The sequence below is a fragment of the Pseudomonas salmasensis genome (assembly GCF_014268375.2).
Classification (GTDB): domain Bacteria; phylum Pseudomonadota; class Gammaproteobacteria; order Pseudomonadales; family Pseudomonadaceae; genus Aquipseudomonas; species Aquipseudomonas salmasensis.
Window position 1 is genome coordinate 3,534,520 of sequence record NZ_CP077083.1, and the last position, 14,709, is coordinate 3,549,228.

Consider the following 14,709-nt stretch of genomic DNA (forward strand, 5'->3'; position numbering starts at 1 on the left):
ACTCACTCCTGGGCAAAGTGTCCGCAGCGGTGGCAGGCAGCCGCCGCGGTTGCACTCGTGTGCCGGTTACTCGCCGACTTTACCGCCAGCGGCGTCGCAGGCCGATTTAGTCATGGCCTTGAAGCCCATCCCTTTGCACTCGCCCTGGCCCTTGCACGCGTGGTCCTTGGTTTTGCAGTCGTTCATGCCTTTGCAGGAGGTCACGCCGTAGCAGTGCACGGTGGCGTCTGCGGCTTGTACCTGAGTGGCCACACCCGCGAACAGAGAAGCAGCGGCCATTGCGAGGGCGGCACCAGCAGCAGCGGATTTAATGCTCATTGTTGTATTCCTCATGATCAGTAGTGGAGCCGGTCTGAACGGATTGTTCAGTCTCGACACAGCACTAGAGTGAGGCCCCTTGTCGGCGTTACAGCCGTGAGCAAATATTTCTGAAATTATTCGTCGAGCTTCAACAGCGGCTCCTGAAAGCGCAGTAAACGCCCGGCGTTTCCCAGTACCAGCAAGGTACTGAGGTTGTGCAGCACCGCCGCGATCATCGCGCCCGCCGCCCCCAACCAGCCGAATGCGGCGAACACCACAATGGCCAGCGTCCAGCCCAAACCAATGATCACGTTGACCTGCAACGTCTGCCGACACTGGCGGCTCAAGCGCACACAGGTGCCCAGGCGGCGCAAATCGCTGCCGATCAACACCACGTCCGCCGAGGCCAGGGCGATGTCTGCACCGCCCGCGCCCATGGCCACGCCGACCACGCCGGCCTTGAGCGCCAGAGAGTCGTTGATGCCATCGCCCACCACCATTGGCCTGAAGCCACTGCTGATTTCCCCCAGCACGCGGTTGAGCTTGTCTTCCGGCAGCGCTTGGGCTTCGACATCACTGATGCCCACGTCCAGCGCCAGGCTGTCGGCCACGCTTTGGCGGTCGCCGGTCAGCAGCAGCTGGCGGCCGAGGCCCAAGTCACGCAGCTCTTGCAGGGCCTGGCGCGCTTCGGGTTTGACACTATCGGCCAGCAGCAGCCAGGCGAGGAACTCGCCGTTCAACGCCAACCCGGCAATCGGGCCATCATGGGTCGGCACGGCGGTCGTGCCGATACCCAACTGTTCAAACAACTCCGGCCGTCCCAGCGCCGCTTCGCCCTGCTCCGTCTGGGCAACCACGCCCAGGCCCTGACGCTCGCGGATGTCGCTAAGCACCAGCATCTGCTCCTGGGTCGCCAACCCCGCCAACGCTCGGCTGACCGGATGACTGCTTGCCGAACCGAGGCTGGCCGCCAAGTTCAGCAGCGCTTGGCGATCCGGCGCGGCGGTTTCGATGGACTGCAAACGCAGGGTGCCAAAGGTCAGGGTGCCGGTCTTGTCGACCACCAGTGATGTCAGGTCGGCCAGTTCTTCCAGGAACGCCGAGCTGCGAATCAGAATGCCATGGCGCGCCGCCACGGCGATCCCCGCAATCGCGGTGGCCGGCGCCGACAGCACCAAAGCGCACGGACACGCCGCCACCAACACCGCCAGCATCGCCTGCGCATCGTTGGTGACAAACCAGGTGACCGCCGCCAGCAACAGCACCAACACCATATAGCTGCCGGCGTAGCGCTCCAGCAGCCGGGTGATCGGCGGCTTGGAACGCTCGGCGTTCTGCATCAGCGCAATGACTTTGCCCAACGTCGATTCGTTGCCGGTACGCGTGACCTCAAGGCGCAGCAGGCCATCGAGGTTGATCGCCCCACCAAACACCTGCACGCCCACGCTGGCTTCCAACGGCACCGACTCGCCGGTGATCGGCGCCGTGTCCAGGCTCGCCTGGCCGGACAACACCACGCCATCGGCCGGCACGCGGTCGCCGGCGCGCACTTCGACGATATCGCCGGTGTTCAAGGTGCCGTTATCCACTTCGGTGATGGTCCCGTCTGCCTGCACCAGGCGGGCGTGGCTGCGGGTGAGTTTGCCCAAGGCGTGGATCGCTTCCTGGGAGCCAATCACGCTGCGTTCTTCCAGCACATGGCCGAAGATCATGATGATCGGTAGCAACGCGGCGGTGAGCAGATCGCCCGTGGCCCAGGCGCCGAGCATGGCCAGGGCGATCAATTGGTCGGTGATGCCGTGCAGGCTCGGAAAGCGCAGGCTGTACCAGGCTGAACGCATCACCGGCACCGCCACCAACAGCGAAGCCACGCCCAGCAGCAACTGGCTGACGCCGCTCTGGTCCGGCGCGAGCCAGCGCCACACCAGGCCCAGTACGAGCAAGCCCAGGGCGAGCATCGCCAAGGTCAATTGCCGGGCAGCGCTGCGCTGTTCGGCAGAGGTCAGCATGGGTGCGCTCATTGTTCGGCTCCCTGGATGATCAAGCGGGAGTCGTCTTTGGGATCGACGGTGGTCACAGAACCTGCCTGGCCGAGAATCTTCGGCAGGCGTTCGCGGTACAGGCGCAACAGCAAGCCGGGGTCTTTGACCTGGGCCAGGCTGGCAACGGTAGCGGTCTGCGCCTGGGCATTGGCCAAGCGCTCGCTGGCCTGGGCGTGGGCGACTTGCACTTGGCGGTCAGCCTCCTGGTTGGCGGTCTGGGTGAGTTTTTCCGCTTCAGTGCGGGCGTTGGCCACGGCTTTATCAGCCTGCTGGCTGGCGGTCAGTACCGCGTTGAACGCATTCACCGCAGGCCCTGGCAGGCTCGATTGCACATCGACGCGGGTGGCTTCGATACCCAGCCCCAAGCCGCTGGCCGCCAACTCCGCCAGGCGCTTATTGATGCCTTGCACCAGGTCGCCGCGCAGCCGCTCACGGCGTTCGGCGGCGCCATTGTCGCTGCCAATCAGTTCCGGGCGCGCTACCAGAATGGTGTCCAGATCCCGCGCAGCGGTAAGAGCCACGGCGCTGCGTGTCACCAGCCGATCCAGGGCCGGCAGCACGTGGTCGCCCTGCAACACAAAGGCGTAGGGCTCGGTCACCTTGTAGAACACCCGCACGTCCAACTGCACCACCCCGGCATCGCCGGTCAGCAGGTAGCCGGAACCGGCCAGGGCATCGCTCAAGGGCGTGGCGAAACTGGCCACCCGATCGGCCTGCAATGCCGCATCGGAACGCAGCAGGTTTTCCACCCGGCGTTCGATCACCCGGTCGGCCGCTGGCAACAGGACGACTTGTTCGAAGGGCTGCGGCCAGGCCAGCAACAATCCGGCGTTCTGAATGCGATCGAGGGCGCCAAAGTGCAGGACCACGGCACGATTCTGCGGGTCGATCTGGCGCACATTGGAAAAGGCCCAGGCCAACGCTGCCAACACGGTGACCGCGTAGAGTGCCAGGAACGTCAGGCGCCCGGCCTGGATCCAAGGGCTGTCCGGGCTGTCAAGCTCGCTCATGGCTGCAGGTCCTTGGGCCCGTCCACCAAAGCGCGGAACGGCGCGGCGTCGGTGCGCAGGATGATCTTGGTCCCCGGCGTGACCACCGTGCCCAAGGTATCCAGCGAGCGCAGCAAGTTGTACAGCTGCGGATTGCCAGCGTAGGCGCGACCATAAATCTGCGCGGCTTCAACCCGCGACTGCGCTTCGATGTCGGCGGCTTTCACGGTGGCGTCGGCCTGCATGATGCGCGCATCACGCTCGGCAGCAGAGCGGATCTGCGCCGCTTCGCGCTTGCCCACGGCGGTGCGTTCGGTGGCGATGGTTTCACGCTCGGCGCGCATGCGGTCAACCGTGGCGGTGAGGGTCACCGACGGCAACGTCAGGCGCTCGATACCCACCTGCGCCACGCGCACGCCATAGGTGGTGAGCAATTGCTGATCAATCTGCTGGCGCAACTGCGCTTCAAAATCGGCGATGCGCACTTGGTTGGCGTCGGTATTGATCAAGCTGGACAGGTCAAAGCTGGCCGCCGTGGTTTCCAGCGCCGAGCCGACAAAGGTACGAATCTGCCGCGCCGCCTCATCGGGCTGGTTCTGCACCGCACGCATAAAGCGCTGCACGTTGTCGGCATCGCCCTGCACCTGCCACGCCACGTAGGCCTGCACGATAATCCGCAGGCCATCGCGGGTGCCCACATCCTGCAAGCCGCTGGACGTGGTGCGCAGGCGCAGGTCCACCGGGATAGCCGCTTCGAACGGTGCCGGCCAGCGCCAACCCAGGCCCGGCTCCAGCAGCACGCGCGCGGGGTTGCCGAAGCGGGTAATCACCGTGGCCTCGCCGGAACGCACTTGCACCAGGCTCGCCGCTGCCACGGCAAACAGCACCAGCAGCACCGCCCACGCCATGCGACGCCAGGGAAAAGGCCCGGCCGCCTGTTCATCGCCATGATGGTGATGGTGGTGGCCGTGATGGTGGTGATGACCGTGATCATGATCGTGGGAATGAGCGCTCAACAGACAGACTCCTTATTGAACGGCTTTGCGCGGCACCGACGGGTCGGCGGGCAAGGTAAAAGAACGCAGATCGATCGTCGGCGCGCTGTCGCCGCCCAAACGATGATCCAGAATAAGCAGCTTGGCCTGGCCCAGGCCCTGGCTCAGTTGGCCCAGGTACTGTTCCAGCACGAAGGCCTGGCCCGCAGCGGCGTAGGCTTTTTGTTCAGCGGCAAAGCGCAGGTTCGCCGCCTGGGCGCCGGCATTCACTTCGCTGGCAGTGGCCTGTGCCTGATCGCGAGCAGTGCTGGCTTGCAGCAGCGCCTGGTTGGTCTGTTCGCTGGCCGCACCGCGTTCACGGGCGATCAGCGCCTGGGCGCCGATCTGCGCGGCTTGCACACCGTGATAAGCATTGGCGGCACCGGCCGGCGGGTGGATCGCCTCGACCACCGTGGCAAGGATTTCCACACCGCTGTCGAGGGTTTGCAGGTCGGCTTGCACGCTGCGGCCAATCTCGTCGGCAAGGCTGGTGCGCTCTTCCCCGAGTAATTCATCCAGGGTGCGCGAGGCAAAATCGTGCACCAGGATGCGGCTGGCAGTGCTGCGGATCAGGGTCGGGATATCCGCACTGTTGTAGGTGGCGGCAAGCGCGGCTTGGTCGGTGAGGCCGATGCGGTAGACAAAGCGCACGTCCATATTGACGATCTGGAAGCCCTGCTTGTCACCGCTGCTGCTGGCAATGACCTGGGATTTGTCATTCACATGGCTGGCGTCCCACAGGCGGTTGGCGATCAACGGCGCCGGGCCTTCAGCTGCGGCCAACTCAGGTACGGCGGCGTCACTGACGCTGGTCGCCAGCTCATGCACCACGCCGTTTTCAACATTCAGTACGCGGCCCAACGGCCAGGGCAAACCCGCATGCAGGCCGGGGCCGAACACCTCGACGGGTTTACCAAAGCGCTCATAAATCCCGCGGCCTTGCAGGGGCACTTCATGCACACCGGTCAGCGCCCAACCTACTGCCAGCACCACCAGCAACACCGGGAAAAACGCTCGGCGCATGTAGGTAAAGGCCCAGATCTGACGCAGGTCGATGCCAAAGCGGTTGTGCAGTTCATGCTGCAACGCCAGCAAGGGTTGCGGCGGCCAACGCAGCAGGCCGGCGATAAAACTCTGCGCCATCAAGCGCGGTTCGAGGCGCGGCTGGCGCGGGCTGAACAGCGAGAGCACGCCCCTGAGCAGGAATTCCAGCGCCACCAGCGCCGGCAACAGCCCGATGAGAGTGGCCAGGCGCAACGGCCAGACCGACTCCGCATTGGCAAACAGCAGGCAGATCGCGCTGAGCACCAGGCAAATAATTGCCATCCGGCTCAACTGCGCCAGCTGTGAGGCTTCCGGCCATTGGGCAGCGGTTTCCTGGGCCAGGCGGCGTTCGAACACCAGCAGGCCAAACGCCAGGGCCAATGCGAGCGCTGCGCCAATACTTGCCGATTGCCCGATGGCGGCAGCGGGCAAGCCCAGGTTCCAGAACTGCAGGATGCTGACCAGCGCCAACAGCGACCAGCCGGCCAACCACAGCACCGGCGCGCCAATCTGCGCCAACAGGCCGTTGCCGAACCGGTTGATCAGGCCTTTATGCCAGGGTGTGGGCTCGATGGATTGTTCGACCGCTTCACCGCTCGGCGCTTCCAGCGCCTGGGCACGCCAATCGGCCACCCACCAGGCCGACTGCAAGCCGGCCACCAGCAGCAGCAAGGCCGATGCGCAGTTGATCAATACCACTGGCCAGATCGACAGGGGTGCAAACAACGCTACGAACAGCGCCAATATCCAACCGCTGAGGGCCAGGGTCGTCAGGCCGATACCGGCTTGGCGCAATCGACGGGCGTGGAACAGCCCTTGCTGAAAACGTGCGAGGCCCTCAACCGAAGCCCCGTCAGCCTCTAGATCCACTTGCATCTGCTCAACGCCCACTTGCACACAATTCGTTACGATATAACACGAAGCGTGAAATTTTTGTTCGAAACCCCGGTAGGAGCGAGCTTGCTCGCGAAAAACCTCAACGATAACGCGGGCTTCCTGAATAAACGCGGTGCCTGTGAGTTTTTCGCGAGCAAGCTCGCTCCTACATTGGCCCCTAGTCGTGCTGAGAGTGTGACTAACCCCCTATAAACACGAGCCATCACTGGTGTCGGCTGCGATTAGTCGGCACACTTCAAAACAGTTTTTCGCGGGTTCACGGACAAGGAAGCGCCACCCCCCATGATTTCCATCTACCAACTCAAACCGCGTTTTCAAAACCTGCTGCGGCCTCTCGTGCAGCGCCTCTATGACAACGGCACCACCGCCAACCAGATCACCGTGCTGGCCGGGGTTGTTTCCCTGCTGGTGGGGCTGTTGATCGCGGGCTTTGCCCAACACCTCTGGCTGTTTGCACTGATCCCGCTGTGGATGATTGTGCGCATGGCCCTCAATGCCATCGACGGCATGCTCGCCCGGGAATTCGGCCAACAGTCGCGCCTCGGTGCTTATCTCAATGAGCTGTGCGACGTGATCGCCGACAGTGCGCTGATCCTGCCCTTTGCCTTGATCCCCGAGGTCAGCCTCGCGCCGGTGTTGCTGGTGACGCTGCTGGCGGTATTCAGCGAATACGCCGGGGTGCTGGGGCCGATGGTGGGCGCGTCGCGTCGTTATGACGGGCCCATGGGCAAGAGTGATCGGGCGTTCGTGCTCGGGGTGCTGGCCACTGGCGTGGCGCTGGGCTGGCTCGGCGCCGGTTGGGTGGAGGTGGTGATGTGGCTGGTGGCCGCCCTGCTCGCCTACACCTTAGTCAACCGGGTGCGTCAGGGCCTCAAAGAACAACAATCTCTCCCTTCTGCATAAGGATTTTGCGATGCGCGAACAGCAACAGCACACCTTCAGTACCCATGATGGCGTCGAGCTTTTCTACCGGCACTGGCCGGCCACGGCAGGTGCCGGGCCGCGCAAGGCGATCCTGTTGTTCCATCGCGGCCATGAGCACTCAGGGCGCATTGCCCACCTGGTGGATGAACTGGGCCTGCCTGAATTCGACTTCTTCGCCTGGGACGCCCGTGGCCACGGCCAATCCCCCGGCGAGCGCGGCGACAGCCCCAGCTTTGCCACCAGCGCCCGCGACGTGCAGACGTTCTGTGACCACATCAATGCCACCTACGGCATCGAAGAGGAAGACCTCGCCGTCATCGCCCAAAGCGTCGGCGCGGTGATCGCGGCCACCTGGGTTCATGACTATGCACCGAAAATCCGCGCCCTGGTGCTCGCCTCGCCAGCCTTCAAGGTCAAGCTGTACGTGCCCTTCGCCCGCCCCGGCCTGGCACTGATGCGCAAGTTTCGCGGCAACTTTTTCGTCAACAGCTACGTCAAGGCCAAGTTCCTCAGCCATGACCCGGAACGCGTGGCGTCCTACGACAACGATCCACTAATCACCAAGGCCATTTCGGTGAATGTGCTGCTGGGTCTGTACGAAGCAGCCGACCGGGTTGTCGCCGACGCCCAGGCGATCCAGGTGCCGACCCAACTGCTTATTTCGGGCTCCGACTTTGTGGTGCACCGTAAACCCCAGCAGCAGTTTTTCGACCGCCTCGGCAGCCTGAAAAAAGAGCTGCATATCCTCCCCGGTTTTTTCCACGATACCCTCGGCGAACGTGACCGTGCCGTGGCTGTGAGCAGCGCCAAACGCTTTATCCTGCAGAACTTCGCCCACCCGCTGGACCGCGCTTCTTTACTGGATGCAGACAAACTTGGCGCGACGTGCGCCGAATCCGAATCCCTCGCCGCACCGCTGCCGCGCAATTCCCTGCGCGACCTGTACTGGCGCATGACCCGCGCCAGCATGGGCCTGGGTAAAAACCTGTCGGACGGGGTGAAGCTGGGCTTCGATACCGGCTTCGACTCCGGCAGCACGCTGGACTACGTGTATCGCAATAAGCCTACCGGCAAGGGCGGGCTGGGGCGGATGATCGACACCAATTACCTCAACTCCATCGGCTGGCGCGGTATTCGCCAGCGCAAGCTGAACGTCGAGGAACTGCTGCGTCTGGCCATGGCCAAGCTGCGTGATGACCAACGCGAAGTGCGCATTGTCGACATCGCCGCCGGCCACGGCCGCTACATCCTGGAAGCCTTGCAAGGCGTATCGCCGCTGCCGGAATCGATCCTGCTGCGCGACTACAGCGACATCAACGTGCGCGACGGTGGCGCGCTGATTCGCGAGAAAGGTTTGGGGGACATCGCCCAGTTCGTCAAAGGCGATGCGTTCGACCGCGCTGACCTGGCTGCCCTGAACCCTAAGCCGACACTGGCCGTGGTGTCTGGCCTGTATGAATTGTTTGCCGACAACGCCATGGTCGGCGGCTCGCTGGCGGGCCTGGCCGAAGCTGTGGAGCCAGGTGGTTACCTGGTCTACACCGGCCAACCGTGGCACCCGCAGTTGGAGCTGATTGCCCGCGCGCTCACCAGCCACCGCCAGGGCCAGGCCTGGGTGATGCGCCGGCGCAGCCAGGCGGAAATGGACCAACTCGTCGAAGCGGCGGGCTTTCGCAAGATCACCCAGCGCGTGGATGAGTGGGGCATTTTCACCGTGTCCCTGGCACAGAAGATCTGAACATGCGCGAACCCGGTTTATTGAAACCTGCGGTGCTCTGGCTTCTGCTGTTGGCACCGCTGTTTTTCAGCACCTACGGCTTTGCCACCTGGGTCACCAGCCAGCGCAGCGACGTCGGCACGCTGGTGTTCGGCTGGGAAAGCCATATGCCGTTCTGGGCCTGGACCATCGTGCCGTACTGGTCCATCGACCTGCTTTACGGCTTCTCCCTGCTGCTGCCCAACACACGCCATGAGCTCAAACAGCATGCGCTGCGCCTGCTGAGTGCGCAGGTGATAGCCGTGAGTTGCTTCCTGATCTGGCCACTGCGCTTCACGTTTGAGCGGCCGGAACTGGACGGTGTGTTCGGTTGGTTGTTTGCGGTGCTGGCCGGTTTTGACAAGCCCTTCAACCAGGCGCCTTCGCTGCATATCGCGCTGCTGGTGATCCTGTGGGTGATGTACCAACGGCATACTCAAGGATTCTGGCGTTGGGTGGTGCACGGCTGGTTCGCGCTGATCGGGGTTTCGGTGCTGACCACTTATCAACATCACTTTATCGACTTACCCACAGGCGCCCTCGCCGGGTGGTTGTGCGTGTGGTTATGGCCGGTGGAGCACCCGAGCCCCTTACTGAATGCACGGCTGACGAGGGATAACCAACGATGGCGGCTAGGGATACGCTATGGGCTGGGCGCAGTGATACTGACAGTGCTGGCCTGCGTATGCGGTGGCGCTTGGCTGTGGCTGCTATGGCCGGCGGTTTCTCTGGGGTTGATCACGGCCAACTACCTCGTACTCGGCGCGTCGGGCTTTCAAAAACGTGAGGATGGCCACCTTACGCCTGCGGCACGCTGGTTATATGCACCTTATCTAGCGGGCGCCTGGATCAATTCGCGGCTGTGGACGCGCAAACATCCTCAGGCCGATCCGATTGTGGATAACGTCTGGCTCGGGCGTATTCCTACCACCCGCGAGCTGGGTTCATTCAAGGCCATTGTCGACTTATGCGCCGAACTGCCGATTAATCCACAGGGCCGTGCTTACGCCAGCGTGCCCGTGCTGGACCTGATCGCCCCAACCCCCGACGAATGCTTGAAAGCGGCCCACACCATTGAACGCCTGCAAGCGAGCGGCCCCCTGTTGGTGTGCTGTGCCCTCGGTTACTCACGCAGCGCCACCGCCGTCGCCGCCTGGCTGTTGAACACGGGGCGAGCCACCACGGTTGAGCAAGCGCTGGCTATTATTCGTACAGCGCGGGCCGATGTGGTCCTGCACCCCGAACACCGTCAAGCATTGGAGGGTTTGCCAAATGCCTGCTGATATGGAACTCCAGATTGTCGCCAGCCTGTTGCGCCGTGGCCGATCACTGGATCAGTTATCCACAGGGCTGACACTGCTCGGCGTGCTGTTCGGCCTCGCCCAGCTGCTGTTGGCCAGCATTTCCACCATTTGTCTGCTGTTGGCCCTGTGGATGATCGTGCTGGGCCTGCTGCAAAAGTATTGGGCGCTGCGGGTGGCCTTCGACGCCGACCTGTTCGCCCTGCTCGCTCGCGACACCACCCGCACGCCAGACCTGGACCAGGCCCTGCAAACCCTTGGCCTGCAATCGCCCAAACGAGCCGGTCGGCCATGGACTGAACGCCGTCGCGGCGCCCTCAAACTGCTGCGTAAACAAGCCTGGCTGCTGGGCGCGCAAGCGCTGTTGACCCTGGGCGTCATACTCGCCAGCCCTTGGCTACCCTTCGCCGGATAAGGAATCCCCATGTTCGAACCCGTGGTCGCCACGCTGATTACTTCCATGGCCCGCACCGTCACCGGCGCCCGCAGCCTGTGGCTGGGGTGCGCGCCAGTACCGGTGCAGCGTATCTATTTTGCCAATCACAGCAGCCACGGTGACTTCGTGCTGGTATGGGCATCGCTGCCGCAGAACCTGCGCAAATTTACGCGCCCGGTGGCCGGCAGTGATTACTGGAACAAGAGTGCACTACGCCGCTACATCATTAATCGAGTGTTCAATGGCGTGCTGATCGACCGTGAGCGCAAGGACCCTGTGGATAACCCTTTGCAGCCCATGCTTGCTGCGCTGGAGGGCGGCGATTCGCTGATCATTTTCCCCGAAGGCACGCGCAATCTGGAGGATGGCTTGCTGCCGTTCAAAAGCGGTTTGTATCACTTGGCAAAGAGTTACCCACAGGCCGAGTTGGTCCCCGTGTGGATAGCCAACCTGAACCGAGTCATGCCCAAGGGTCGCGTATTACCGCTGCCGTTGTTATGCACCACCAGCTTCGGTGCGCCCTTGCAACTGGAAGAAGGCGAAGACAAAGCCACCTTCCTTGCCCGCAGCCGCGACGCCCTGCTCGCCCTTGCCCCGGAGCATTCCTGAGATGGATAGCCAAACCCTGATGTTATTTGGCGGCATCGGCGCGATCCTGGTCATCGCCTCGCTGATCGGCCTGATCCTCAAGCTGCGCACCCGCGGCAACCCGAATGCTGTGATCGACAACCTCAACGCCCGCATCAACGCCTGGTGGGTGATGGTGGTGGTGATCGGCATCGCCTTCTGGCTCGGCACTGGCGCAGTGATCCTGTTGTTCTACGCCGTGTCGTTCTACGCCCTGCGCGAGTTTCTTACCCTCACGCCCACCCGGCGCAGCGACTATCCGGCCCTGGTGGCCGCGTTTTACCTGGCCCTGCCGCTGCAATACCTGCTGATCTACGCCGACTGGTATGGGCTGTTCTCGATCTTCATCCCAGTGTATGTATTCCTGCTGCTGCCGATCCTTGCTTCCCTGGGCGGCGACAGTACGCACTTCCTGGAACGTGCATCGAAGGTGCAATGGGGTTTGATGATCGCCGTGTTCTGCGTGTCCTTCGTCCCGGCGCTGCTGACCTTGGACATACCGGGCTACGAAGGCCGTAACCTGCTGCTGATCGCCTACCTGGTGATCGTGGTGCAACTCTCAGACGTGCTGCAGTACGTATGCGGCAAGCTGTTCGGCAAACACAAGATCGCGCCCAACCTTTCGCCGTCGAAAACCGTGGAAGGTTTTGTCGGCGGGATCCTGTTGTCGTCGCTGATCGGCGCAGCGCTGTGGTGGACCACACCGTTCAATCCCTGGCAGTCGTTCCTGATCGCGCTGCTGATCAACTTGCTGGGGTTTGCCGGCGGGATCGTGATGTCGGCGATCAAGCGCGACCGTGGCGTGAAGGATTGGGGGCATATGATCGAAGGGCACGGCGGGATGCTGGATCGGCTCGATTCGGTGTGCTTTGCAGCGCCGATCTTCTTCCACCTCGTACGCTACTGGTGGACCTGAGCCACCCCTTTCACAAACCCAATGCCCCATGTAGGAGCGAGCTTGCTCGCGAAAAACTCACAGGCGCCGCGTTTATTCAGAAAGCACGCGTTATTGTTGACGTTTTTCGCGAGCAAGCTCGCTCCTACAGTAAATGCGGCTGCGGGCTCTTTAAGCAGTGATCTCGACATAGCTGGACTCCCCGCCGCCTGTCGCACCTGACAGCCAGCCCCAAACGAAACTCAGCGTTGTGCGCCCGGCGTGATCCACACCTACCGTGCCACGTGACCAGCCCGCGAGCAGTTCGCCGTCCAGGGTTACGCACTGATAAAGCAGCTCGATAGTATCTGCACCGGTCACCCGCCCGACCTGCGTTCCCAGGCGAATTCGGCCACCCTGGTAAGTGCTCGAAATCACCCCGTCTTCGACCTTGTAATGAAACACGGTGCCGGTACCGGACAACCCTTGGGCGTTATTCGCGACCACGAACCGACGATTGTGCAAACGTGCTTGGACAGTGACAAAAGGGTTTGGCATCGATACGCATCCTTGAATTGAGCAAATTCAAAACACAAAAAAAGGAGCTGTTAAACACAGCCCCTTCTGGGTACTTCAGTAAGGCTTACTCCACCGTCACCGACTTCGCCAGGTTACGCGGCTGGTCCACGTCGGTGCCCTTGAGCACGGCGACGTAGTACGACAGCAACTGCAGCGGGATGGTGTAGAGGATCGGCGACAGGGTGTCGTGGATGTGCGGCATGTTGATGACGTGGGTGCCTTCACCGTTGGTCATGCCGGCCTTCTCATCGGCGAAGACGATCAGTTGGCCGCCACGGGCGCGCACTTCCTGCAGGTTGGACTTGAGCTTCTCCAGCAGTTCGTTGTTCGGCGCCACGGTGACCACCGGCATGTCGTCATCCACCAGGGCCAACGGGCCGTGTTTCAGCTCACCGGCCGGGTAGGCTTCGGCGTGGATGTACGAGATTTCCTTGAGTTTCAGCGAGCCTTCCATCGCCACCGGGTATTGCGCACCACGGCCGAGGAATAGGGTATGGTTCTTGTCGGCGAACAGTTCGGCGACTTTTTCCACCGTGCTGTCCATGGCCAAGGCTTCGCCCAGGCGGGTCGGCAGGCGGCGCAGTTCTTCCACCAGGGTGGCTTCGACACCTTCAGCAAGGGTGCCGCGCACTTGGCCCAGGGACAGGGTCAGCAGCAACAGGCCCACCAGCTGGGTGGTAAAGGCTTTGGTGGAGGCTACGCCGATTTCGCGACCGGCCTGGGTCAGCAGGGTCAGGTCGGATTCACGCACCAGGGAGCTGATGCTGACGTTGCAGATGGCCAGGCTGCCGAGGAAGCCCAGTTCTTTGGCATTGCGCAGGGCGGCCAGGGTGTCGGCGGTTTCGCCGGACTGGGAAATGGTCACAAACAGGGTGTCGGGTTGCACCACCACTTTGCGGTAGCGGAACTCGCTGGCGACTTCGACCTGGCACGGAATGCCGGCCAGTTCTTCCAACCAGTAACGCGCCACCATACCGGCGTGGTAGCTGGTGCCGCAGGCGACGATCTGCACATTGCGCACTTTGGCGAACAGTTCGGCGGCTTGCGGGCCGAAAGCGTTCACCAACACCTGGTTCTGGCTCAGGCGACCTTCCAGGGTGCGCTGTACCACGGATGGCTGCTCGTGGATTTCCTTGAGCATGAAGTGGCGGAACTCGCCTTTATCAGCGGCTTCGGCGCCATCGCGGTATTGCACGGCTTCGCGCTCGACGGACTGACCGTTAACGTCCCAGATCTGCACGCTTTCACGGCGGATGTCGGCAATGTCGCCTTCTTCCAGGTACATGAAGCGGTCGGTCACCTGGCGCAGGGCCAGTTGGTCGGAGGCGAGGAAGTTCTCGCCCAGGCCCAGGCCGATCACCAGCGGGCTGCCGCTGCGGGCTGCCACGACGCGGTCAGGCTGGCTGGCGCTGATCACGGCCAAACCGTAGGCACCGTGCAGCTCTTTGACCGTGGCCTTGAGGGCGGTGGTCAGGTCGCTGTGGTCCTTGAGCTTGTGGTTGAGCAGATGGGCGATCACTTCGGTGTCGGTGTCCGAGGTGAACACATAGCCCAGGCCCTTGAGCTGTTCGCGCAGCACTTCGTGGTTTTCAATGATGCCGTTGTGCACCACCGCCAGGTCGCCGGAAAAGTGCGGGTGGGCGTTACGCTCGCACGGGGCGCCGTGAGTAGCCCAACGGGTGTGGGCGATCCCTAAGCGCCCTACCAGCGGCTCACCGGCCAGGGCCTGGTCCAACTCGCTGACCTTGCCCGGGCGGCGCATACGCTCCAGCTTGCCGGCGTTAGTGAAGACGGCCACACCGGCGCTATCATAGCCGCGGTATTCGAGGCGCTTGAGGCCTTCGATCAGGATGGCAGTAACGTTACGTTCGGCGACTGCGCCAACAATTCCACACATGGTGCTTCT

13 protein-coding genes are annotated in these 14,709 nt (G+C 62.7%); 6 read left to right on the plus strand and 7 right to left on the minus strand.

Features of this window, described 5'->3' with window-relative positions; genetic code table 11:
- Nucleotides 1-66 precede the first annotated feature (66 nt).
- The 5 genes from bufA2 to hflK (HU731_RS15940) form a co-directional block, all read right to left on the minus strand.
- Entirely contained in the window at nucleotides 67-318 is a 252-nt protein-coding gene (bufA2, locus tag HU731_RS15920; RefSeq protein ID WP_003195792.1) for a BufA2 family periplasmic bufferin-type metallophore, read from the minus strand.
- A gap of 116 nt (nucleotides 319-434) precedes the next feature.
- A complete protein-coding gene (locus tag HU731_RS15925; RefSeq protein ID WP_186607495.1) occupies nucleotides 435-2,321 on the minus strand; it encodes a cation-translocating P-type ATPase in 1,887 nt (628 codons plus the stop codon).
- Complete coding sequence (hflK, locus tag HU731_RS15930; RefSeq protein ID WP_186607494.1) at nucleotides 2,318-3,352, minus strand: protease modulator HflK; 1,035 nt, start codon at nucleotides 3,350-3,352, stop codon at nucleotides 2,318-2,320. The genes HU731_RS15925 and hflK (HU731_RS15930) overlap by 4 nt, the downstream gene beginning before the upstream one ends.
- Complete coding sequence (gene hflC, locus HU731_RS15935) at nucleotides 3,349-4,350, minus strand: protease modulator HflC (RefSeq protein WP_161794309.1); 1,002 nt, start codon at nucleotides 4,348-4,350, stop codon at nucleotides 3,349-3,351. The genes hflK (HU731_RS15930) and hflC overlap by 4 nt, the downstream gene beginning before the upstream one ends.
- Nucleotides 4,351-4,359: 9 nt before the next feature.
- Nucleotides 4,360-6,285, minus strand: a complete 1,926-nt coding sequence (gene hflK / locus HU731_RS15940; protein ID WP_186607493.1) for a protease modulator HflK — start codon at nucleotides 6,283-6,285, stop codon at nucleotides 4,360-4,362.
- 303 nt (nucleotides 6,286-6,588) lie between these two features.
- On the opposite strand from hflK (HU731_RS15940), the gene HU731_RS15945 reads away from it, so the two are divergent.
- Genes HU731_RS15945 through HU731_RS15970 form a run of 6 tightly spaced genes read left to right on the plus strand, consistent with a single transcriptional unit; the run spans nucleotide 6,589 to nucleotide 12,266 of the window.
- Nucleotides 6,589-7,209 (plus strand): CDP-alcohol phosphatidyltransferase family protein, encoded by a 621-nt coding sequence (locus HU731_RS15945; protein ID WP_137204670.1) that lies wholly within the window; start codon nucleotides 6,589-6,591, stop codon nucleotides 7,207-7,209.
- Between the two features lie 10 nt (nucleotides 7,210-7,219).
- Nucleotides 7,220-8,968: a bifunctional alpha/beta hydrolase/class I SAM-dependent methyltransferase gene (locus HU731_RS15950; protein WP_186607492.1), complete on the plus strand. Its 1,749-nt coding sequence runs from the start codon at nucleotides 7,220-7,222 to the stop codon at nucleotides 8,966-8,968.
- Between the two features lie 2 nt (nucleotides 8,969-8,970).
- Nucleotides 8,971-10,269: a phosphatase PAP2/dual specificity phosphatase family protein gene (locus HU731_RS15955; protein WP_186607491.1), complete on the plus strand. Its 1,299-nt coding sequence runs from the start codon at nucleotides 8,971-8,973 to the stop codon at nucleotides 10,267-10,269.
- Complete coding sequence (locus HU731_RS15960) at nucleotides 10,259-10,702, plus strand: hypothetical protein (RefSeq protein ID WP_054916981.1); 444 nt, start codon at nucleotides 10,259-10,261, stop codon at nucleotides 10,700-10,702. Before HU731_RS15955 ends, HU731_RS15960 begins: the two co-directional genes overlap by 11 nt.
- 9 nt (nucleotides 10,703-10,711) lie before the next feature.
- Nucleotides 10,712-11,332 carry a lysophospholipid acyltransferase family protein gene (locus tag HU731_RS15965; RefSeq protein WP_186607490.1) on the plus strand — a complete coding sequence of 207 codons (621 nt, stop codon included), beginning with the start codon at nucleotides 10,712-10,714 and terminating at the stop codon, nucleotides 11,330-11,332.
- Between the two features lies 1 nt (nucleotide 11,333).
- Entirely contained in the window at nucleotides 11,334-12,266 is a 933-nt protein-coding gene (locus HU731_RS15970; RefSeq protein WP_057710628.1) for a phosphatidate cytidylyltransferase, read from the plus strand.
- 150 nt (nucleotides 12,267-12,416) lie between these two features.
- Here HU731_RS15970 and HU731_RS15975 read toward each other — a convergent pair whose 3' ends face one another.
- On the minus strand, nucleotides 12,417-12,782 hold the full coding sequence (locus HU731_RS15975; protein WP_186607489.1) for an avidin-fold protein: 366 nt from the start codon (nucleotides 12,780-12,782) through the stop codon (nucleotides 12,417-12,419).
- An 85-nt stretch (nucleotides 12,783-12,867) separates the two neighbouring features.
- On the minus strand, nucleotides 12,868-14,700 hold the full coding sequence (gene glmS, locus HU731_RS15980; RefSeq protein ID WP_032894388.1) for a glutamine--fructose-6-phosphate transaminase (isomerizing): 1,833 nt from the start codon (nucleotides 14,698-14,700) through the stop codon (nucleotides 12,868-12,870).
- Nucleotides 14,701-14,709: the final 9 nt, after the last annotated feature.